Origin of the sequence: Streptococcus porci DSM 23759, from assembly GCF_000423765.1 — a bacterium.
Classification (GTDB): domain Bacteria; phylum Bacillota; class Bacilli; order Lactobacillales; family Streptococcaceae; genus Streptococcus; species Streptococcus porci.
Window position 1 is genome coordinate 142,500 of record NZ_AUIP01000001.1, and the last position, 20,545, is coordinate 163,044.

Below are 20,545 nucleotides of genomic sequence, written 5' to 3' on the forward strand. Positions count from 1 at the left end.
ATGCTAAGACCCTTAAGGATAAGTGACGCTAAAAATATCAATCGTATCAATGAGTTGGCGCTGGGTTATCTTTTTCCTTTGGAGAAGACTGAGAGTCAGCTGACAAAGTTTTTATCTGACGACCAACACCTCTTGATTGGAGCTATTGATGAGAGAAACGGTGTGGTTGGTTACGTTCATGCACAGATTTATGAGACGACGTACTCAGAGACTGGGCTAAATATTCTGGCACTAGCTGTCTTGCCCGACTATCAGGGAAAGGGGTTTGGACACAGGCTCATGGCGGAGCTAGAAAATCAGGCTAAGCAAAGAAATCTGGCCTTTATACGCCTTAACTCTGGAAGCCATAGAACTCAGGCGCATGCTTTTTACAAAGCCATAGGTTATCAAAACGACAAGACTCAGGAACGTTTTTTGAAGGAGATATGATGGCAAAAATTGGAGTGTTATCTGATATTCATGGGAATGTCACAGCACTAGAAGCCGTAATTGAAGATTCTAGAAATCAAGGTGTGACCGAATATTGGCTATTGGGTGACTTGGTTTTACCTGGACATGGGGATAGAGACTTGCTTGACTTGGTAGCTAGCTTGGATGCTTCTGTGTCAGTTAGAGGAAACTAGGATGACTGTTTTTTGGAAGCACTTGATGGCCAGTATGGTTTAGAGGATTGTGAAGAAGTTTATTTGCTGAAATTGTCGCAATATTTGTCTCGTAACATTTCGTCTAAGCACATTCAGACGATTCGAGAAACGCCTCTTCATGTCATTAGAGAAGTTGAGGGCATAAGTTTCAGCATCTCCCACAATCATCCTGACAAGAACTGGGGTGGAGATCTCATTCATCATGCGCCACAAGAACGAATAGATGAACTTTTTGAAAAATATCCCTGTGATGTTGCAGTTTATGGGCATATTCACGAGCAAATGTTGCGATATAGCAGTAAGGGACAAATGCTGATAAACCCTGGTTCGGTGGGAAATCCTTATTATCCTTGGGATGCCTTACGAAAGGATTTTCGTGCCCAGTATGCTATTTTAGAAGTGAATGAACATGGGGTGAGCATCAATTTCAGGAAAGTTTTCTATGATAGAGAAAAAGAAATTGAACACGCACGACAAAAAGAACTTCCATTTTTTGAACTCTATACTGAGCAAATTCGCACCAGTATAAACCAAACGCATAATCGTACCCGACTAGAGGAGATTATTGCCAGAGAAGCTTATATAAAAGACTTACAATAAAGAGGAGAAAATCATGATTTTTGACAAAGAAGATTATAAAGCATTTGACCCAGAACTTTGGGTAGCGGTTGAGGCAGAGGAGACACGCCAGCAGAATAATATTGAACTTATCGCCTCTGAGAATGTGGTCTCTAAGGCTGTCATGGCAGCACAAGGTTCTGTTTTGACCAATAAATATGCGGAAGGTTACCCTGGAAAACGCTATTACGGTGGTACAGATTGTGTAGATGTGGTGGAAAATTTGGCCATCGAACGCGCAAAGGCAATTTTTGGCGCTACCTTTGCCAACGTGCAAGCTCATTCAGGTTCACAAGCCAATGCGGCTGCCTATATGGCTTTGATTGAGCCTGGTGATACCGTTCTGGGAATGGATTTAGCTGCAGGCGGTCACCTGACTCATGGCTCACCAGTCAATTTCTCTGGGAAAACTTACAACTTCGTTGCTTACGGAGTTGATAAAGAGACTGAGGAATTGGATTACGATGCTATTTTAGCCCGTGCCAAGGAAGTGCAACCCAAACTAATCGTTGCTGGTGCATCAGCTTATTCACGCATCATTGATTTTGCAAAATTCCGTGAGATTGCCGATAGCGTTGGTGCTAAACTCATGGTCGATATGGCTCATATCGCTGGTCTTGTAGCAGCGGGGCTCCATCCAAACCCAGTTCATTACGCAGATGTAACCACATCAACAACTCACAAAACACTCCGTGGTCCACGTGGTGGATTGATTTTGACAAATGACGAAACGCTAGCTAAAAAAATAGATTCAGCTGTTTTCCCTGGTATGCAGGGTGGTCCCCTTGAACATGTCATTGCGGCAAAAGCGGTGGCTTTCAAGGAAAATCTTGACCCTGCTTGGAAAGATTATGCTGCTCAGGTCATCAAGAACTGTCAAGCCATGGCTGATGTTTTTGCTCAAGACGACAATTTCCGAGTAATTTCAGGCGGAACAGACAACCACGTTTTCTTGGTTGATGTCACTAAGGTCATTGAAAATGGCAAAGCTGCTCAAAATTTGTTGGATGAAGTTAATATTACCCTTAATAAAAATAGTATTCCCTTTGAAACCCTATCACCCTTTAAAACCTCTGGTATTCGTATCGGAACAGCAGCCGTAACCAGCCGTGGTTTCAAAGAAGAAGAATGTCGCCAAGTTGCTCAACTGATTATTAAAGCCCTTGAAAATCACGACAAGGAAGAAGTCCTTAATCAAGTGCGAGCAGATGTGCGTAGTCTGACTGATAAGTTTCCATTATACTAAAGATTTGGCTTAGTCCAAATCAAAAAAGAGGAGGACACATGCTAGATTTGTATCTAAAAAAAATAATCATTCATCAGTTTACACCTGATGATACTGAACTCATTTTAGCGGAGGAACCGCTTGTTTTGACACCTCGGATTGATGAGTATTTCCGGAAAAAGCTTTCTAAGGTCTTTTCAGACGAAGCAAAGCGGGGCAGATTTGAGGAGGACAGTGTCTTTCTTTCCTACTTGACGGAAGACTTGATGGAGACCTCACTTAAGATTGCTCAGCTTTGGAAGGAAGAGTTTGTCGTATCAGAAGATCAAAAAACCAATGACTTGGTTTTTATCCAGTTTGACCGTGATGGCCAAGAGTACTTTGCCTTCTTGCGTGTCGGTTTACGTGAAAACTTTGCCCATGTAACAGGCGACAGCTCAGCACCCATCAAGCTGACTCAGAATAATCTGCCGTCGGCCGCTCAGACGCCAGATGAAGCTCTGCTTATTAACCGAAAAACGGGACAATATTATTTGATTGAGAAACGAATCAAGCACAACGGTTCTTTTGCCAACTATTTTTCTGAAAATCTTTTGCAGGTCAAGCCTGAGCAGTCAGTCAAAAAAGCTATCAAACAGGTAGAACAGGTTGCACAGAAAGTGGCCGATTCCTTTAATCAAGATGATTTTGCTTTTCAGTCCAAGATGAAATCAGCCATATTTAAAAATTTGGAAGAAGATGAGGAGTTATCTCCCGAAAAGTTGGCCAATCAGCTCTTTGACAATAATTTAACAGCTCGTTTAACCTTTGTTGATGAGCTGAAAGAAAGCATTCCAGAGCCGATTAAGGTTTCTGACATTGACCATTCGCGTCAGATTAAGAAATTGGAAAGCCAGAAGTTGTCACTGTCTAATGGCATTGAATTGATTGTGCCAAATAACGTTTATCAAGATGCAGAGAGTGTTGAATTCATCCAAAATCATGACGGAACCTACTCTATTCTCATCAAAAATATACAGGATATTCAAAATAAATAATGATAAAAAAGTTAATTAGGCTGTGGTTTTTACTTGCCTTACTCCTAGTGGGCTGGTGGGCTTACCGAACCAATCAAGCTGTTCAGACAGTTTTGTCCTATCGCAGTATGGTTCAAGAAGTTTTATCGGAAAATGACACCAAGGCCAATGAAGATCTGGTTTTGGCCATGATTTATACCGAGACCAAGGGACGTAAGGTTGACCTCATGCAGGCCAGTGAAAGCTCCACAGGGCAGATCAATACCATCACCGATAGCAGAGAAAGTGTGAGACAAGGTGTAACTGTATTGTCGGACAATTTAGAAATAGCCGAGCAGCGAAAAGTTGATAACTGGACGGCTGTTCAGGCTTATAATTTTGGGCGCTCTTATATTGATTATGTTGCTGACAACGGTGGACAAAATACCATTGAAGTGGCCAAGGCTTACTCTCGTGATGTCGTTGCGCCGAGCCTTGGTAATACGAGTGGAGAGACCTATAACTATTACCATCTCATTGCCTTACTCAACGGTGGAACAGAACTTTATCGTAATGGTGGTAATTACTACTATTCTCGTCAAGTTCAAGCCAATCTCTACCTCATTAAATTCTTCAGTCTTTTCTCATGACAGGTGTGCTGAACAAGAAAAAGGAACATTATGAAAAAATTATTAGCCTATTTCAAAGGCTACCTTAAAGAGACCGTTTTAGGGCCAGTCTTCAAGCTTTTAGAGGCTTCATTTGAACTCTTTGTGCCATTAGTGCTGGCGCGAATTTTAGACCAAGCTATACCACATCAGGATAAAAATCATCTCTATATGATGATTTTTCTGCTTTTTGTCCTAGCAATAGTTGGCTGTGTAGTAGCCATCACCGCCCAGTATTTTTCAGCCAAAGCAGCGGTTGGCTACACTCAAAAATTGAGCCAAGAGCTATTCTCCAAAATCATGTCCCTACCTCAGGCGGAAAGAGATAAGATTGGGACCGCTAGTCTGGTATCTCGTATGACCAGCGATGCCATGCAGGTCCAGTCTGGAATCAATATGTTCTTGCGACTCTTTCTGCGCTCACCCTTTATTGTCTTTGGAGCCATCTTCATGGCGCTGACCATCAATCATAGTATTACCCTTTGGTTTGTACTCATGGTAGTGGTGCTCTTTCTCATTGTTGGTCTCATGAGCCGGTTACTAAGCCCCCTCTACCTAAAGCTACGTCAGCAGTTGGACAAGATTGTTTCGCTAACCCGGGAGCAAATGCAGGGCATAAGGGTTATTAGAGCCTTTAATCAGACAGAACGTGAGATAGATGGATTTGCACAAGCTAACCTTGACTACACCAATCAGCAAATGAAAACAGGCAACTTGTCCATTCTAGTCACACCATTAACTTATTTGGTCGTGAATGTGACTCTCGTCATTGTTATCTGGCACGGTGAATTACAGATTGCAGGGGGTGTATTGACACAAGGTGCCTTGGTTGCATTAGTCAATTATCTCTTGCAAATCTTAGTGGAATTGCTCAAGTTGACTATGCTGGTCACAACGCTCAATCAATCCTTTATCTCAGCTCAGCGCATTTCCTCTGTTTTTGACTTGGCTTCAGAAGACCTGTTAGCAGATTTAAAAGAAGAACATTCTTCACATGCTTTAGTCGCTGATAAGGTCACTTTTACCTATCCCGATGCTGCTGAGCCCTCCTTATATAAGATTAACTTGACCCTAGAACAAGGGCAGTTTCTAGGCATAATTGGAGGAACGGGCTCTGGGAAATCAACCTTTGTCAAGCTAATTAATGCTCTCTATCGACCTAGCCTAGGCAGCTTTGCTATTTTTCAAAACCAACAAAGTCCAAAAAACCTAGAAAAGTGGCGTGATTTGGTGGCTGTTGTTCCGCAAAAAGCAGAGCTTTTTAAGGGAACAATCCGCTCAAACCTGTCTTTGGGATTATCGGAAGAAATCAGTGATGACCAACTTTGGCAGGCACTAGAGATAGCTCAGGCTAGTGATTTTGTGGCTGAAAAAGATGGGCAGTTAGATGCAGTAGTGGAGGCCTTTGGGCGTAATTTTTCAGGAGGTCAGCGTCAGCGTCTGACCATCGCACGAGCACTCCTGAGACGGGCACCATTCATGGTCTTGGATGATGCAACGTCCGCCCTTGACTACTTGACGGAAAGTAAATTGCTGTCAGCTCTGAGGGAAAACCTGACTGAAACCACCCTTATCTTGGTGTCACAGCGTCCAGGGTCATTAGCTCAAGCTGATAAGATATTAGTATTGGACAAGGGGATTCAAGCGGGTCTTGGAAGTCACCAAGAACTGCTGGCGGAAAATGCTATTTATCAAGAAATTTGCAAATCACAAGAAAAGGGGGCGTCGCATGCTTAAACGGTTAATGAAAGATTTATTAGCTAGTCCTTGGCTAATCGTCTCCATTTTTATATTGACCATCCTGCAGGTGGCCTTGACTATTTATCTGCCTATTTTAATTGGTGAGGCAGTAGATAGTGTGGTCAAGCCAGACGCTATGACCATTTTATCAGGTTTAATAGTGCAAATGCTGGTCGTCATTTTAGCTAATACGCTTGTTCAGTGGATTGCACCACGTCTTTACAATCGTTTGATTTTTACCTATATTGAAAATCTTCGTCAGGCAGTCATTAGCAAAATTCACCATCTTCCCATCGCCTATCTGGATATGCGCGGAGTTGGGGACATGGTCAGTCGTCAGACTACAGACGCCGAGCAACTCAGTAATGGGCTCTTTATGATTTTCAATCAGTTTTTAGTTGGTATCTTGACCATTTTGGTGACCATTGTAACTATGGCAAGACTTGATGTGGTTATGCTAGTCTTGGTTCTTACATTGACGCCTTTATCACTTTATTTGGCTCGTTTTATCGCTAAGAGATCCTATCATCTCTACCAAAATCAAACGAAATCTCGGGGGAGCCAGACTCAGTTGATTGAAGAAATGATTGGACAAGAGAGCTTAATTCAGTCTTTCAACGGGCAAGCGCAAGCCATTTCTCAGTTTGAAACTAGCAATGACACTTATGCTAAGCATTCACTGGGAGCGATTTTCTACTCCTCAACGGTTAATCCAGCGACCCGATTTATCAACGCTCTAATCTACGCCCTCTTGACGGGGGTAGGTGCTTATCGTATCATGTCAGGCACTTTCACAGTTGGTCAGCTCACCACTTTCCTCAACTATGTCAACCAGTACACCAAGCCCTTTAATGACATTTCGTCCGTATTGGCAGAATTGCAGAGCGCTTTAGCTTGTGCGGAGAGACTTTATGCTATTTTGGATGAGAAAAGTTTGATTGACGATGGACCAGCAGAGCTTGTTAATGATACCCTGAAAGGTCAGGTGAGTTTTGATCAGGTTTCCTTTGGCTATCCTGGCAGTCACCGAATCCTCATACAGAATCTCTCCATTGACATTCCAGCTGGCAGTAAGGTTGCTGTGGTTGGACCAACGGGTGCTGGCAAGTCAACCTTAATCAATCTACTCATGCGTTTTTACGATGTGACGGGAGGTCGAATAATGTTGGACGGAAAGGCTTTGACAGAATACAAACAAGCTGATTTTCGGAGTCAAATTGGTATGGTTTTGCAGGAAACTTGGCTGAAAAATGGCACAATTCACGATAATATTGCCTACGCCAAACCTGAAGCCACACGAGAAGAAGTGATAGCAGCAGCCAAGTCAGCTAATGCAGATTTCTTTATTCGCCAGTTACCACAGGGGTACGATACATTTTTGACTGATGGTGGTGATTCCTTGTCGCAAGGTCAGCGCCAGCTATTGACCATCGCTAGAATCTTCGTCAAACTTCCTCAGCTTTTGATTTTAGATGAAGCGACCTCTTCTATCGACACAAGGACCGAGCTTTTGGTTCAGGAAGCTTTTGAAAAACTCATGGAGGGCAGAACCAGCTTTATCATTGCTCACCGTTTGTCAACCATTCAATCTGCAGACCTTATTCTCGTCATGGTGGATGGTAATATCGTTGAGCACGGAAATCATGACCAACTCATGGCAACTCAAGGCGTCTATTATCAGATGCAGATGGCACAAGCAGCTTAAAAAACAAGGGAAAAAATTCTCTTGTTTTTTCTTTCAAAAAATGGTATAAAACATTTGACCTTTACTGACCAAAGGAGTATAATAATCTCATAAGGTTAAAGAAAACCTTAGAGAAAGAGGTGACGCAAATGTTTGGTCATTTTATTTTTAAAGAAAAAGTCAGTATTGGTCAGGAGTATTTTCCCGAACCTGAGATTATTAGAAAGCCTGTTTAGGAAATTTTTTTAATGAAAAGGTCAATATTGGTCAGAGTGCTCTGATGTGAAAATCTAGAACCTATATTCACAAAATTTATTTTGGTAATAGGAGAAAAACTGGCCGGGAGTTCACCAAAACGGCAGTTACAGCCGTGGTGATGAGACTGTTTCTCAAGAGGTGCCATAGTCGTGGGGATTTTCAAGACATTAGGTTTAAAAATTAGGTATGGATAGATCTAGCAGTCGCTAGCGTCTCCACCACTTAAGGCAGACTGACACAAAAATTCTTATAGATACCAGTTATCGCCAAGAAGAAGGTCACTAATAATCAGATTCGTCTGATAAAAATTTTTAACAAAAAGGTCAGTATTGGTCAAAACCCGAGAACTGATCATAAAAGGAGAAAAAAGATGAAAAACAATAACTTTGATAATTTTAACAACATGGACGACATTTTCAACCAACTCATGGGCAATATGGGTGGCTACCGTTCTGAAAATCGTCGTTATTTGATTAACGGGCGTGAGGTGACTCCCGAAGAGTTTGCCATCTATCGTCAAACTGGGAAACTGCCACAAGCTGAAGGAGCGCCAGCTTTTTCCCAAGAAAAAGGCGGAGCTACTATCAAAAATGATGGTATCCTAGCTAAGCTAGGTACAAATCTGACAGAGGAAGCTCGTCAAGGCAAGCTGGATCCTGTCATCGGTCGTAATAAGGAAATTCAAGAGACAGCTGAAATTCTGGCACGTCGCACTAAGAATAATCCGGTTCTAGTTGGTGACGCTGGAGTCGGGAAAACGGCTGTCGTCGAAGGCCTAGCGCAAGCTATTGTGTCTGGTGATGTGCCAGCCTCTATCAAGAATAAGGAAATCATCTCAATTGATATTTCTGGACTTGAGGCAGGCACACAGTACCGTGGAGCTTTTGAGGAAAATATTCAAAATCTCATTAGTGAGGTCAAGGAAGCGGGCAATATCATCCTCTTCTTTGATGAAATCCACCAAATCTTGGGCGCAGGCTCAACCGGCGGCGATTCTGGTTCCAAGGGACTTGCAGATATTATCAAACCAGCCCTTTCACGTGGGGAACTGACTGTAATCGGTGCTTCGACACAGGACGAATACCGTAATACCATCATGAAAAATGCAGCCCTAGCTCGACGTTTCAATGAGGTTAAGGTAAACGCTCCATCGGCTGAGGACACTTTGGCTATTCTTAAAGGCATTCGCTCTCTCTATGAGGAGCACCACAATGTTCTCTTGTCTGATGAGGTACTTAAGGCAGCTGTGGATTATTCCATCCAGTATATTCCACAGCGCAGCCTTCCTGACAAGGCCATTGACTTGGTAGATATGACAGCCGCTCACTTAGCGGCTCAGCATCCTGTTACAGATATTAAGACTATTGAGGCAGAAATAGCGGAGCAAAAAGCTCGTCAAGAGGATTTTGCAGCTAAAGAGGATTACGAAAAAGCCCTTCAAGCCAAAATTCGCATTGAAGAACTGGAAAAACAAAAAGCCAATCACACCGATAGCCAAAAAGTTACCGCCTCTATCAACGACATCGCCGAATCCGTTGAACGTTTGACTGGCGTGCCTGTATCGCAAATGGGAGCTTCAGACATTGAACGTCTCAAAGAAATGGCACACCGATTAGAAGGTAAGGTCATCGGACAAGACCAGGCCGTAGAAGCAGTAGCTAAAGCTATTCGCCGTAACCGCGCAGGCTTTGACGAAGGCAATCGTCCGATTGGTTCCTTCCTATTCGTCGGTCCAACTGGTGTTGGAAAAACAGAACTTGCGAAACAGCTAGCGCTGGATATGTTTGGTACTAAAGATGCCATCATTCGTCTGGATATGTCAGAATATAGCGACAAGACAGCTGTTTCTAAGTTGATTGGTACGACCGCTGGTTACGTGGGATACGATGACAATAGCCATACCCTGACCGAGCGTGTGCGTCGTAATCCTTACTCTATTGTGCTTTTGGACGAGATAGAAAAGGCAGATCCACAGGTCATCACCCTCTTACTTCAAGTGTTGGATGATGGTCACCTGACAGACGGTCAAGGAAATACCGTCAACTTCAAAAACACCGTGATTATCGCCACTTCCAATGCAGGCTTTGGTTTTGCTTCTTCTGAGGAAATGGCAGAGCTGCCTATCATGGACCGCATCGCCCCATACTTCCGCCCAGAATTTCTCAATCGCTTTAACGGTGTTATCGAGTTCCACAAACTCAGCAAAGATGATTTGAAAAAAATCGTTGCCCTTATGTTGGAGCAAGTCAACCAAACTCTGGCGAAAAAGGACATCACATTGACCGTAGCAGATGATGTCATCAACTACTTGACTGAAGCAGGTTACGATGAAACCATGGGTGTACGCCCCTTACGCCGTGTTATTGAAAATGACATCCGTGACAAAGTGACCGATTACTACCTTGACCATACAGAAGCAAAAAACTTACTTGCTCACATGGTGGATGGACAAGTAGTGATAAAAGAAGCCTAAGGCAAAAGAAAAGTGACTTTCAAAATCGAAAGTCACTTTTCAAGTTCTCTTAAATAGTTTTCTGTCTTCATCAACATCAAATCGTTATTATAAATTTTATATAAATCTCTGGCCTCTTGATAGTAGTGGCGTACTTTGTCAATATCCATAAAATGTCTACCAGCATTTCCTATGATAACCAATAAATGAGCCAGTTGGTAACTGGGGCTCGTGCTCCTTACAAGTCTTAATCGTTTCTAGGGCAATTTCTGCCGCCTCCAAGTACCTTTTTTTGATTGCAAGTAATGAGCATAGTTATAGCGAACACGAAGATAGTCAAAAAGGTGCTCTTGATTTTGATCTGTTCTGTTTTGGACTATCTCGACTTAGACAAAAAGATTTATGAATTATCAGGGGAGAGTCACAACGTTGTTGCTCTAGTCAAGGTTATTTTGGGAAATCCAACAATTATCCTGGCCGATGAACCGACAGCTTCAATTGATCTAGAGACAGAAAAAGCTATTATGTCAATTCTCCTTGCCCTCCGCATTGATAAACGAACGATCACTATCGCAACGCATAACCCCTCAATTTGGGAAATGGCTGATGAGTTTTTTTCGATTGATGAGTTAACTAGTTGCTAAAAAGTTCTCATTCTTGAGAACTTTTTTGTATTTTAGCTTTTCAAGGGCTGAGAAAAAGGGTATAATAGGATTATTGATAAATTTTTAGAATATTTTGAAAGTAGCTCTGCTATTTTCCATAGGAGACACGATATGGGATATACAGTCGCAGTTGTCGGTGCCACTGGTGCCGTAGGAACTCAGATGATAAAAATGCTGGAAGAATCAACTCTTCCTATCGACAAAGTCCGTCTTTTGGCGTCTGCTCGCTCAGCGGGTAAGACTTTGCCCTATAAGGGTGAAGAACTCACAATTGAAGAGACGACCGAGACAGCATTTGATGGTGTTGATATCGCCCTTTTCTCAGCTGGAGGCTCAACCTCTGCCAAGTATGCTCCTTATGCGGTAAAAGCTGGCGCAGTTGTGGTTGATAATACATCATACTTCCGTCAAAATCCAGATGTGCCGCTGGTGGTGCCAGAAGTTAATGCGCACGCCATGGATGCTCACAAGGGCATCATTGCTTGTCCTAATTGCTCAACTATCCAAATGATGGTAGCACTTGAGCCAATCCGTCAAAGATGGGGGCTGGATCGTATCATCGTCTCAACTTATCAGGCAGTTTCTGGAGCTGGTGCGACAGCTATTCAGGAAGCGCTGGGGCAGTTGCATGAAGCCGTTGTTGATGGAGTGAATCCGAAAGACTTAACAGCTAAAATCTTGCCATCAGGTGGTGATAAAAAGCACTATCCGATTGCTTTTAATGCCCTACCACAAATCGACCTCTTCACGGACAATGACTACACTTATGAAGAGATGAAGATGACCAAAGAAACCAAGAAAATCATGGAAGATGATTCTATCAAGGTTTCAGCAACTTGCGTTCGCGTGCCTGTATTGTCAGGACACTCTGAATCTGTCTATATTGAGACAAAAGATCCAGCTCCAATTTCTGATGTGAAAGAAGCTATTGCGAAGTTCCCTGGTGCCGTTCTGGAAGATGATCCAAGCCAACAACTTTATCCTCAAGCTGTTAATGCGGTTGGACGCCGCGAGACCTTTGTTGGTCGTATTCGTAAGGATTTGGATGCAGAAAACGGAATCCACATGTGGGTGGTTTCAGATAACCTTCTTAAAGGAGCTGCTTGGAACTCAGTTCAAATTGCAGAAAGTCTTCACGAGCGTGGCTTGGTTCGTAAGACAGAAGAAATGGTCTTTGAACTCAAATAAATGGTATATGAGGCTGAATCTATTTTCAGCCTTTTTATCAAAACATGGAAAATGTGAGAGTATGATTTCCCGAAAACTCATCAATGATTTAGGAGTTTAGATTATGTCAATTCAAGATTTAAAAAATGTAAAAATAATAACTGCCATGATTACCCCTTTCAAAGAGGATGGCTCTATCAACTTTGAAGCTCTGCCTGATTTGGTAGAACACCTACTAGCACACCACACAGAAGGTATTTTGTTGGCGGGAACAACCGCTGAGAGTCCAACGCTGACTCATGATGAAGAATTACAGCTTTTCGCTGCGGTGCAAAAAATCGTCAATGGACGCGTGCCTTTGATTGCAGGTATTGGTACAAATGATACCCGTGACTCCATTGAGTTTGCCAAAGAAGTTGCAGCTTTTGGTGGCTTTGCGGCAGGACTTGCTATTGTCCCTTATTACAACAAACCGTCTCAAGAAGGAATGTATCAGCATTTCAAAGCTATTGCAGACGCGTCTGACTTGCCAATTATCATCTACAATATCCCAGGTCGTGTCGTGGTAGAAATGACCCCTGAAACCATGCTCCGCCTTGCCCAGCACCCTAATATTATCGGTGTCAAAGAGTGTACCAGCCTTGCCAATATGGCTTACCTGATTGAAAACAAACCGGAAGATTTTCTGATTTACACAGGTGAGGATGGGGATGCTTTTCACGCGATGAACCTTGGAGCAGACGGTGTCATTTCGGTTGCTTCTCACACTAATGGTGATGAAATGTATGAGATGCTTACTGCTATCGAGAATAATGACATCAAGTCAGCGGCAGCTATTCAACGCAAGTTTATCCCTAAAGTCAATGCTCTCTTCTCATATCCAAGTCCAGCCCCTGTTAAAGCGGTGCTTAATTATATGGGATTTGCTGCAGGTCCGTTGCGTCTGCCACTTGTAGCAGCACCAGAAGAAGACGCCAAGCGTATCATCAAAGTAGTCATTGATGGTGATTATGAAGCCACTAAAGCAACCGTGACAGGAGTAGTGAGACCTGATTATTAAAAGGAGTTTTCAATGGTAAGAGTTAGGCGAGCTGAATTGAAAGATGTGGCTGAGATTATCGCTATTTGTAGCGCTGGTTGGCAAGAGACTTACAAAGACTTAGTGTCTCAATCCTGCATTGACCAAGTGATAAAGGAGTATTACAATACTGTCAGTGTGACCAAAGAGGTTACTGAAAATTCTCCCAATTTTCACGGCTACTGGGTGGCAGAGAAGGACGATCAAGTTTTGGGTTGTATTGGTGGTGGCGTTGACGGAGAAAATGCAGGGCATGTCTATGTCTTCTACGTCCATCCAGCCATGAAAGGTCAAGGGATTGGAACAGCTTTACTGAATGCTTTTACAGCCTATCAAAAGGAAACCTATGGCATCACCGAGCAGTGGGTGACTTCTCTGATGGAAGGTAATCTTATCGGTCAAGCCTTTTATGAAAAATCAGGTTTTGTTTTTGATTACGCTACCGAAGACAAACAAGCAGAGCATTCAAATAGAAGTTTTCACCTAAAACGCCCAGTCTAGTCGAAAAAACTTGACAAATCATGAAAACATTTGCATAATGAATGTAAAGATGAAAACCAATGAAAAGAGGTGTCCATATGCAAATTATCAAACGTGACGGACAGATTGCTGAATTTGATCCTGATAAGATTTATCAAGCTATTATCAAAGCAGCGCAGACTGTTTATGTGATTGATGAAGACTGGCGTCAAAAGCTAGCGCAGGTGACCAAAAAAGTTGTTATTGATTTACAAGAAGCGCAAGCAGAGCGTCCAACTATTAGCATGATTCAATCCTGCGTGGAAAATCGTCTCATGGATGCTGGCTATATCAACATTGCAGAGCACTATATTTCCTATCGTCTGCAACGTGATTTAGAGCGCAATGGTTATGGAGATAGAATTGTCGTACATTTGCGCTTTGAACAGATTAAATAAGATTAGGAGCTAAGGCTCCTTTTTTCGACTTTGACGAGAAAGTGTAAAAGAGGATTGTAATGAATACGATTGACCTTAATCAACCAGTTTTTGAGCTTGTGCAAAATAACCCCGAATTGAAAGACATTCTAATTGACCTTGGCTTTAAGCCTTTGGGAAATCCAGCCATGCTGAATACAGTGGGAAAAGTAACCAGCTTGAAAGCAGGTTCTAAAATGATTAAAATCCCCTTAGAAACAATTAAGTATACCTTAGAATGCCATGGCTATGATACGATTGGAGGATAGCATGACTGATAATCGCATTGAAATCTTAAAAGATATTCTTCTGGACTTACACAATGGTGCGACTCCAGAAAGTGTTCAGGCTCGTTTTGATAAACACTTTAAAGGCGTATCAGCCTTGGAAATTTCCATGATGGAGCATGAATTGATGTTAGCTGACACAGGAATCACCTTTGAAGACGTGATGAGTCTATGCAATGTTCATGCTAATCTTTTTAAAGGGGCTATTTCAGAGGTTGAGGTGCCAGATGCTGAGCAAGAAGGACACCCTGTCTATGTCTTTAAGCAGGAAAATTTGGCGCTACGCTCTGCTATGCTCCGAATTCGTCGAATTCTTGAAAATGTTGCTAAGCCAGAAAATAATGAGTTTAAGGATGACTTGCTTAAAGGGCTTCGCCATCAGGTTGCCTTATTAGGGCAGTTTGATAATCATTATGTTCGTAAAGAGAAGCTCTTTTTCCCAATTATTGAGCGTTATGGGCATGATGCTCCACCTAAGGTTATGTGGGGAGTTGACGATGACATCCGTGCCCTGTTTAAGCGATTCAAGCTCCAGATTGACCGATTTCCAGAAGCAGGTATAGAAGAAGTGGCTCATCATTTTGAACAATTTGCTAAAGAGTTTGAAGAAATGATTTTTAAGGAAGAAGCGATTCTTCTTATGATTTTACTTGAAACCTTTACTCAGGATGATTGGCTGGCTATCGCTGCGGAGAGTGACACTTATGGTTACGCCATTATCAAGCCAACAACTACTTGGCTTCCATATCGTGAGTCTTTTGAGAAAAGCAGTGCTGACTCAGATGATGTGAAAGATGTCTCAAATGTTCAAGTCATCGAGACATCTGAAGGAACCTTCACAATTACCTTTACCCCTAAAGAGAAGAACCTTCAAGTAGATAGACACACACAGCAAGCCTTCGGCAATGGTTATCTCTCTGTCGACCAAGCTAACCTCATTCTCAACCATCTGCCACTAGAAATCACCTTTGTCAACAAGGAGGACATTTTTCAATACTATAACGATAGTGTCCCTGCAGAGGAGATGATTTTCAAGCGCACACCATCGCAAATTGGTCGTCACGTAGAACTCTGCCATCCTCCAAAAATTCTAGACAAAGTGAAGAAAATCTTCCAACTCTTGCGCACAGGACAAAAAGATAAGATCACTATGTGGTTCAAGTCAGAAAGTCTAGGGAAATTCGTCCATGTCACCTACGCAGCTATCCATGATGAACAAGGTGATTTTCAAGGCGTCCTTGAATATGTCCAAGACATTCAAGATTTTTTTGAATTGGACGGGGACGTCATGAGAGAAATTCGCTAATAAATTAAAATCTCGCCAAGTGATGAGATTTTTTGTATAATAGACTTTATGATTTCAGGAATTATCAATTTAAAAAAAGAGGCAGGCATGACTAGCCACGATGCGGTTTTTAAGCTCCGCAAAATTTTAAAAGAGAAAAAAATCGGTCATGGGGGAACACTTGATCCCGATGTGACAGGTGTTTTGCCCATTGCTGTGGGAAAGGCTACTCGTGTTATCGAGTACATGACTGAGGCTGGCAAGGTCTATGAGGGAGAAATTACCATCGGATTTTCGACCACGACTGAGGATGCTTCGGGTGAGGTCGTTAAGACCACATTAGTTTCCGACTTGACCGAGGATGAGATTGATGTAGCTATGGGCAGATTCGGCGGCAATATCACACAGATACCTCCTATGTATTCAGCGGTTAAAGTCAATGGTCGTAAGCTCTACGAATATGCTCGCGCAGGTCAAGAAGTGGAAAGACCAGTACGTCAGGTGACAATTACTGAGTTTGTTCGGACATCTCCAGTATCTTTGGAAAATGGCAAAGCTGTTTTCGCATTTCGTGTGATTTGCAGTAAGGGAACTTATGTGCGTACCTTAGCTGTTGATTTGGGTGCTGCGCTTGGATATGCTAGTCATATGTCGGCACTCCAAAGAACTGCTTCAGCCGGTTTGGAACTCAGCTCGGCCTTGACTTTGGAAGAAATTACAAAAAAAATAGCTGAAGATGATTGGAGCTTTATGCTCCCTATTGAGTATGGTCTTGTCGATTTACCAGCTGTAGAGTTGACCGAGGAAGAAGTAACTGAGATTTCTTTTGGTCGTCGAGTTGCTCTAGAGACTAGCGCAGACTTGATCGCAGGTTTTCACAAAGGTAAGGTGATTGCCGTTCTGGAGTCTCGCGACGACCTCTTTAAACCTAGAAAAGTATTGATTTAAGATGAAAATTGTAACCATAAAAGACCACCATGATTTGGTGGCAAGCCAACCCACACCCACGGTTTTGGTCTTGGGCTATTTTGACGGGCTTCATTTGGGGCATAAAGCCCTCTTTGATAAGGCAAAAAAAATAGCAGAGCAGAAAAAAATCTCCATTAGTGTTTTAACCTTTTATGAATCACCAAAACTGACCTTTGCACGCTTTACCCCTGATCTCTTGCTCCATCTGACTTATCCCGAAAAGCGCTATGCAAAATTTGAAGAATACGGGGTTGATATACTGTATTTGACTAATTTCACTAGCGATTTTGCCAAGACTTCCTCAGATGATTTTATTCGTCACTATGTTGAAAAATTGCAAGCGCAAGACATAGTAGTTGGTTTTGACTATCAATTTGGCCATAACAAAACAGACAGTGACTACCTAGCTCGAAATACTAAAGCAACGGTTCATACGGTAGCAGAGGTTCAACTGCAGGGAGCGAAAATTTCATCCAGCCGTATTCGTGAAGCCATTGTCAATGGCAATATGGAGCTGACGAACCAGTTACTGGGCTATACCTTTTCAACGCGGGGAATTGTGGTTCATGGAGATGCTCGTGGCCGTACCATCGGTTATCCGACAGCAAATTTAGCTCCTATTGATAGAACCTACCTGCCCTCAGATGGTGTTTACGTCACTGATGTCTGTGTAAAGGGGCAGCGTTTTCGTGCCATGACCTCAATCGGTCAAAATGTTACCTTTGGTGGAACAGAGTTGCGCCTTGAGGCTCACATTTTTGACTTTGAAGGCGAGATCTACGGCGAGGAAATTGAAATTTTTTGGTTGACAAAAATTCGCGAAATGGTGAAATTCTCAGGAATCGATGACCTGATTACTCAGCTGGAAAAAGATGAAGAATTTTCAATAAATTGGGCATAAATTATCAAAAAAGTCTAGAAATTTACCCTAAAATTTTGTATAATATGGTGTAAAGAGTTAAGGATAGAGGCGGTTTTGACATGATTACCCTATATTTATCGCCTAGCTGTACCAGTTGTCGTAAAGCGAGGGCATGGTTATTAAAGCATGACGTTGAGTTTCGCGAACATAACATTATCACAAGTCCTCTGACACGTGAGGAATTGTTAGACATTTTATCTTTTACTGAAAATGGGACTGAAGATATCATTTCAACACGGTCTAAGGTTTTCCAAAAGCTTAATATTGATGTAGATGAACTTTCTGTCTCTGAATTAATTAAGTTGATTGCTGAAAATCCTAGTCTTCTTCGTCGTCCTATCATCATGGATAAAAAACGGATGCAGATTGGCTTTAATGAGGATGAAATCCGTGCTTTTTTACCGCGCGATTACCGCAAACAAGGGTTGCGACAAGCAACTATTCGGGCAGAAATTGAGGGAAAACATGCATAAGAGTTATTCTTATCCACTTGATTTGACTTGGAGCACTGATGAACTAACTTCAGTGCTCTCTTTTTTGAACCAAGTAGAATTAGCCTACGAGGCTAAGGTAGAAGCTGAAAAATTACTGGAAAGCTATGCCATTTTCAAAAATATTGTCAAAAGCAAGTCACAAGAAAAACAAATTGACCGCGAATTTGAGGCTAGCAGTGGCTACTCGACTTATCGGGCGGTACAGGCTGCAAAGAGCAAAGGGAAGGGCGTGATTTCACTTGGAAAATAAGTTTTCCTTTGCACAAACTTTGATAAAAAAAGCTGGTGCATTGGCTATTCAGCAAATGAATCAAGTTTTTGACGTGACAGTAAAAACTCGCCAAGATGATATAGTGACTTCGGTTGACACGACTATCCAGACTTTTTTGATTCAACAGATTAAAGACAAGTACCCAGAAGATTGTTTTTTAGCAGAGGAGGAGAGCTGTCAGTCCCCTCTTTCAGAAGGGCGTATTTGGGTAATTGATCCCATTGATGGTACCTTAAACTTTGTGACGCAGAAATCTGATTTTGCCATCATGCTTTCCTATTTTGAAAATGGCGTGGGACAGTTTGGATTGATTTATGATGTCATGGCTGATAAACTCTACTCAGGAGGTGGCATTTTTCCAGTCACTTGCAATGGTGAGAAACTCTCAGCCTTCGATGGTCGGCCGCTTAATCAATCTATTGTAGCTTGTAATACTGGAATGCTCCTGAAAAATAGTCACAATGTGGCAGAGTTACTCAAAAATGTTTTAGGTATCAGAAACTACGGTTGTGCTGGGCTCAGTATGGCAAAGGTTCTGACCAATCAACTCTGGGCTTATTTTTCAAATGTCTACCCTTGGGACTATGTAGCTGCTAGTATTATGGGCAAGTCATTGGGTTATGAATTGATGAGTTTAGATGGACGAGATGTTGATTTTAAGAGCCGTCAAATGGTCGTCTTTTTCCCAAGTCAGTATAAAACAGAACTTCAGTCACAATTAAGTTCAAAAGAATGAAACTGAACCTTTGGCAGTTTCATTTTTTTTGCTTAAATATACTGATTTTAGTATAATAGTAGCATGTATTTACCTGAAAAATTTATCGAAAAATATGGCTACCTCTTGGGGGATGAGGTTGATGAGTTTTTGGCAACATTTGAGAGGGATCCTGTTTCAGCTTACCGCCTCAACCCGCTCAAGAGCGGTCAAAAAATTTTTTTAGATGCCATACCTGAGACACCTTGGGGATATTACGGAAAAGTTTCTGGGAAAAGTGCAGAGCATGTCACGGGACTTGTCTATTCCCAAGAACCTGCTGCTCAGATGGTTGGCCAAGTTGCTGCACCCGAAAAAGGCATGCGAGTGCTTGACCTTGCTGCAGCCCCAGGCGGCAAATCTACTCACCTGCTCAGCTATTTGCAAAATACAGGTCTATTGGTCAGCAATGAAATCTCTACCAAGCGCAGTAAGATTTTAGTAGAAAATATCGAACGCTTCGGAGCCAGAAATGTTGTGGTAACTAATGAGTCTGCAGACCGTTTAGCAAGAGTTTTTGAAGCTTACTTTGATGTCATTGTCTTTGATGGGCCTTGCTCTGGTGAGGGAATGTTCCGTAAGGATCACCAAGCCACTCAATACTGGCATGAGTCTTACCCAGCAGAATGTGCTGATTTGCAAAAATCTATTCTAAGAGATGCAATGAAGATGCTGACACCAGGCGGACGTTTGGTTTATTCCACCTGTACTTGGGCACCTGAAGAAAATGAAGAAGTTGTCAAATGGCTACTTGCTGAATATGATATGGAGTTGATTGACATCCCCAAACTTAATGGCATGCTTGAGGGGATTGACATGCCTGAGGCGGCTCGCATGTATCCCCACCATTTCAAAGGGGAGGGACAGTTTGTGGCACACCTTCGCGATAGGCGCAAACCAGAGTCAAAAAAAGTTAAAAGTCCAAAATCAAATCTAACACGCGAGCAAGTGCAACTCTGGCAAGATTTTGCCCAAAAGCATATAAAAATCCAGTTATCAGGAACTTTGCAAACCTTTGGAGATAATCTTTATCTCTTACCCAAAGAGCTACCTGATATGAAAGGGATAAAAATTGCTCGCAATGGCCTGTTTTTGGGGACCTTCAAGAAGAAGCGTTTTGAACCATCTTTTGCACTGGGGTTAGCTCTTTCACCCGATGATGTAGAACAGTTTGTAAAAATTGATATAGAACAGTTTGAGTTTTATGTAGCTGGAAATACCATCAATTTATCTGAAAACTTACCAAATGGGTGGTATCAAGTCGTCATAGAAGGCAATGGCATGGGCTTTGGTAAGGTTGTCGGAAGAACTTTGAAAAATTACTTTCCCAAAGGTCTACGTTTTAATGTCTAAGTGTTATGGAATACAATTTTAAACATTCTTCTGGATAGCATGACTTTTCATGTGTTATCATGTAATTGGAGCGCAACTCCA

19 protein-coding genes and 3 pseudogenes are annotated in these 20,545 nt (G+C 42.2%); 21 read left to right on the forward strand and 1 reads right to left on the reverse strand.

Going from position 1 to position 20,545, the window contains the following annotated elements; genetic code table 11:
• From G576_RS0100810 to G576_RS0100850, 8 genes and pseudogenes are all read left to right on the forward strand, one after another.
• A complete protein-coding gene (locus G576_RS0100810) occupies positions 1–429 on the forward strand; it encodes a GNAT family N-acetyltransferase (protein ID WP_027972936.1) in 429 nt (142 codons plus the stop codon).
• A pseudogene (locus G576_RS12020) lies at positions 426–1,244 on the forward strand (metallophosphoesterase family protein). The gene G576_RS0100810 and the pseudogene G576_RS12020 overlap by 4 nt, the downstream one beginning before the upstream one ends.
• Before the next feature lie 13 nt (positions 1,245–1,257).
• Entirely contained in the window at positions 1,258–2,508 is a 1,251-nt protein-coding gene (glyA, locus tag G576_RS0100820) for a serine hydroxymethyltransferase (protein WP_027972937.1), read from the forward strand.
• Between the two features lie 38 nt (positions 2,509–2,546).
• The gene (locus G576_RS0100825) at positions 2,547–3,524 is read left to right on the forward strand and encodes a nucleoid-associated protein (RefSeq protein WP_027972938.1); all 978 of its coding nucleotides are present in this window, start codon (positions 2,547–2,549) and stop codon (positions 3,522–3,524) included.
• Entirely contained in the window at positions 3,524–4,132 is a 609-nt protein-coding gene (locus G576_RS0100830) for a lysozyme family protein (RefSeq protein WP_027972939.1), read from the forward strand. Before G576_RS0100825 ends, G576_RS0100830 begins: the two co-directional genes overlap by 1 nt.
• Positions 4,133–4,162: 30 nt before the next feature.
• Positions 4,163–5,887: an ABC transporter ATP-binding protein gene (locus tag G576_RS0100835; RefSeq protein ID WP_027972940.1), complete on the forward strand. Its 1,725-nt coding sequence runs from the start codon at positions 4,163–4,165 to the stop codon at positions 5,885–5,887.
• On the forward strand, positions 5,880–7,595 hold the full coding sequence (locus G576_RS0100840; protein ID WP_027972941.1) for an ABC transporter ATP-binding protein: 1,716 nt from the start codon (positions 5,880–5,882) through the stop codon (positions 7,593–7,595). The genes G576_RS0100835 and G576_RS0100840 overlap by 8 nt, the downstream gene beginning before the upstream one ends.
• Positions 7,596–8,202: 607 nt before the next feature.
• A complete protein-coding gene (locus tag G576_RS0100850; protein WP_027972942.1) occupies positions 8,203–10,305 on the forward strand; it encodes an AAA family ATPase in 2,103 nt (700 codons plus the stop codon).
• Positions 10,306–10,337: 32 nt separating this feature from the next.
• Here G576_RS0100850 and G576_RS14110 read toward each other — a convergent pair.
• A pseudogene (locus tag G576_RS14110) lies at positions 10,338–10,637 on the reverse strand (hypothetical protein); the annotation flags it as partial.
• 18 nt (positions 10,638–10,655) lie between these two features.
• Here G576_RS14110 and G576_RS12030 point away from each other — a divergent pair.
• The 13 genes and pseudogenes from G576_RS12030 to G576_RS0100920 form a co-directional block, all read left to right on the forward strand.
• Positions 10,656–10,928 (forward strand): annotated as a pseudogene (locus tag G576_RS12030) (ABC transporter ATP-binding protein); the annotation flags it as partial.
• 132 nt (positions 10,929–11,060) lie between these two features.
• A complete protein-coding gene (locus G576_RS0100865) occupies positions 11,061–12,137 on the forward strand; it encodes an aspartate-semialdehyde dehydrogenase (protein WP_027972943.1) in 1,077 nt (358 codons plus the stop codon).
• 103 nt (positions 12,138–12,240) lie between these two features.
• On the forward strand, positions 12,241–13,176 hold the full coding sequence (dapA, locus tag G576_RS0100870) for a 4-hydroxy-tetrahydrodipicolinate synthase (RefSeq protein WP_027972944.1): 936 nt from the start codon (positions 12,241–12,243) through the stop codon (positions 13,174–13,176).
• A 12-nt stretch (positions 13,177–13,188) separates the two neighbouring features.
• A complete protein-coding gene (locus G576_RS12035; protein WP_051177934.1) occupies positions 13,189–13,695 on the forward strand; it encodes a GNAT family N-acetyltransferase in 507 nt (168 codons plus the stop codon).
• Positions 13,696–13,772: 77 nt separating this feature from the next.
• Positions 13,773–14,111 carry an ATP cone domain-containing protein gene (locus G576_RS0100880; RefSeq protein WP_027972945.1) on the forward strand — a complete coding sequence of 113 codons (339 nt, stop codon included), beginning with the start codon at positions 13,773–13,775 and terminating at the stop codon, positions 14,109–14,111.
• Positions 14,112–14,170: 59 nt separating this feature from the next.
• Positions 14,171–14,398 carry a DUF1858 domain-containing protein gene (locus G576_RS0100885; protein WP_027972946.1) on the forward strand — a complete coding sequence of 76 codons (228 nt, stop codon included), beginning with the start codon at positions 14,171–14,173 and terminating at the stop codon, positions 14,396–14,398.
• A 1-nt stretch (position 14,399) separates the two neighbouring features.
• Positions 14,400–15,722: a DUF438 domain-containing protein gene (locus G576_RS0100890; RefSeq protein ID WP_027972947.1), complete on the forward strand. Its 1,323-nt coding sequence runs from the start codon at positions 14,400–14,402 to the stop codon at positions 15,720–15,722.
• A gap of 48 nt (positions 15,723–15,770) precedes the next feature.
• The gene (gene truB / locus G576_RS0100895; RefSeq protein ID WP_027972948.1) at positions 15,771–16,649 is read left to right on the forward strand and encodes a tRNA pseudouridine(55) synthase TruB; all 879 of its coding nucleotides are present in this window, start codon (positions 15,771–15,773) and stop codon (positions 16,647–16,649) included.
• A 1-nt stretch (position 16,650) separates the two neighbouring features.
• Entirely contained in the window at positions 16,651–17,571 is a 921-nt protein-coding gene (locus tag G576_RS0100900; protein ID WP_027972949.1) for a bifunctional riboflavin kinase/FAD synthetase, read from the forward strand.
• Between the two features lie 80 nt (positions 17,572–17,651).
• On the forward strand, positions 17,652–18,065 hold the full coding sequence (locus tag G576_RS0100905; protein WP_027972950.1) for a Spx/MgsR family RNA polymerase-binding regulatory protein: 414 nt from the start codon (positions 17,652–17,654) through the stop codon (positions 18,063–18,065).
• Positions 18,058–18,336, forward strand: coding sequence for a UPF0223 family protein (locus G576_RS0100910; RefSeq protein WP_027972951.1), 279 nt, complete (start codon positions 18,058–18,060; stop codon positions 18,334–18,336). The genes G576_RS0100905 and G576_RS0100910 overlap by 8 nt, the downstream gene beginning before the upstream one ends.
• Positions 18,326–19,093, forward strand: coding sequence for an inositol monophosphatase family protein (locus tag G576_RS0100915; RefSeq protein ID WP_027972952.1), 768 nt, complete (start codon positions 18,326–18,328; stop codon positions 19,091–19,093). The genes G576_RS0100910 and G576_RS0100915 overlap by 11 nt, the downstream gene beginning before the upstream one ends.
• Positions 19,094–19,156: 63 nt before the next feature.
• A complete protein-coding gene (locus G576_RS0100920; protein WP_027972953.1) occupies positions 19,157–20,464 on the forward strand; it encodes an RsmF rRNA methyltransferase first C-terminal domain-containing protein in 1,308 nt (435 codons plus the stop codon).
• Positions 20,465–20,545 lie beyond the last annotated feature (81 nt).

What these genes read in the sequence shown, in the direction of transcription:
- G576_RS0100810 (WP_027972936.1), top strand. Translation starts at nt 1, where the DNA reads ATGCTAAGACCCTTAAGGATAAGTGACGCTAAAAATATCAATCGTATC.
- glyA (WP_027972937.1), top strand. Translation starts at nt 1,258, where the DNA reads ATGATTTTTGACAAAGAAGATTATAAAGCATTTGACCCAGAACTTTGG.
- G576_RS0100825 (WP_027972938.1), top strand. Translation starts at nt 2,547, where the DNA reads ATGCTAGATTTGTATCTAAAAAAAATAATCATTCATCAGTTTACACCT.
- G576_RS0100830 (WP_027972939.1), top strand. Translation starts at nt 3,524, where the DNA reads ATGATAAAAAAGTTAATTAGGCTGTGGTTTTTACTTGCCTTACTCCTA.
- G576_RS0100835 (WP_027972940.1), top strand. Translation starts at nt 4,163, where the DNA reads ATGAAAAAATTATTAGCCTATTTCAAAGGCTACCTTAAAGAGACCGTT.
- G576_RS0100840 (WP_027972941.1), top strand. Translation starts at nt 5,880, where the DNA reads ATGCTTAAACGGTTAATGAAAGATTTATTAGCTAGTCCTTGGCTAATC.
- G576_RS0100850 (WP_027972942.1), top strand. Translation starts at nt 8,203, where the DNA reads ATGAAAAACAATAACTTTGATAATTTTAACAACATGGACGACATTTTC.
- G576_RS0100865 (WP_027972943.1), top strand. Translation starts at nt 11,061, where the DNA reads ATGGGATATACAGTCGCAGTTGTCGGTGCCACTGGTGCCGTAGGAACT.
- dapA (WP_027972944.1), top strand. Translation starts at nt 12,241, where the DNA reads ATGTCAATTCAAGATTTAAAAAATGTAAAAATAATAACTGCCATGATT.
- G576_RS12035 (WP_051177934.1), top strand. Translation starts at nt 13,189, where the DNA reads ATGGTAAGAGTTAGGCGAGCTGAATTGAAAGATGTGGCTGAGATTATC.
- G576_RS0100880 (WP_027972945.1), top strand. Translation starts at nt 13,773, where the DNA reads ATGCAAATTATCAAACGTGACGGACAGATTGCTGAATTTGATCCTGAT.
- G576_RS0100885 (WP_027972946.1), top strand. Translation starts at nt 14,171, where the DNA reads ATGAATACGATTGACCTTAATCAACCAGTTTTTGAGCTTGTGCAAAAT.
- G576_RS0100890 (WP_027972947.1), top strand. Translation starts at nt 14,400, where the DNA reads ATGACTGATAATCGCATTGAAATCTTAAAAGATATTCTTCTGGACTTA.
- truB (WP_027972948.1), top strand. Translation starts at nt 15,771, where the DNA reads ATGATTTCAGGAATTATCAATTTAAAAAAAGAGGCAGGCATGACTAGC.
- G576_RS0100900 (WP_027972949.1), top strand. Translation starts at nt 16,651, where the DNA reads ATGAAAATTGTAACCATAAAAGACCACCATGATTTGGTGGCAAGCCAA.
- G576_RS0100905 (WP_027972950.1), top strand. Translation starts at nt 17,652, where the DNA reads ATGATTACCCTATATTTATCGCCTAGCTGTACCAGTTGTCGTAAAGCG.
- G576_RS0100910 (WP_027972951.1), top strand. Translation starts at nt 18,058, where the DNA reads ATGCATAAGAGTTATTCTTATCCACTTGATTTGACTTGGAGCACTGAT.
- G576_RS0100920 (WP_027972953.1), top strand. Translation starts at nt 19,157, where the DNA reads ATGTATTTACCTGAAAAATTTATCGAAAAATATGGCTACCTCTTGGGG.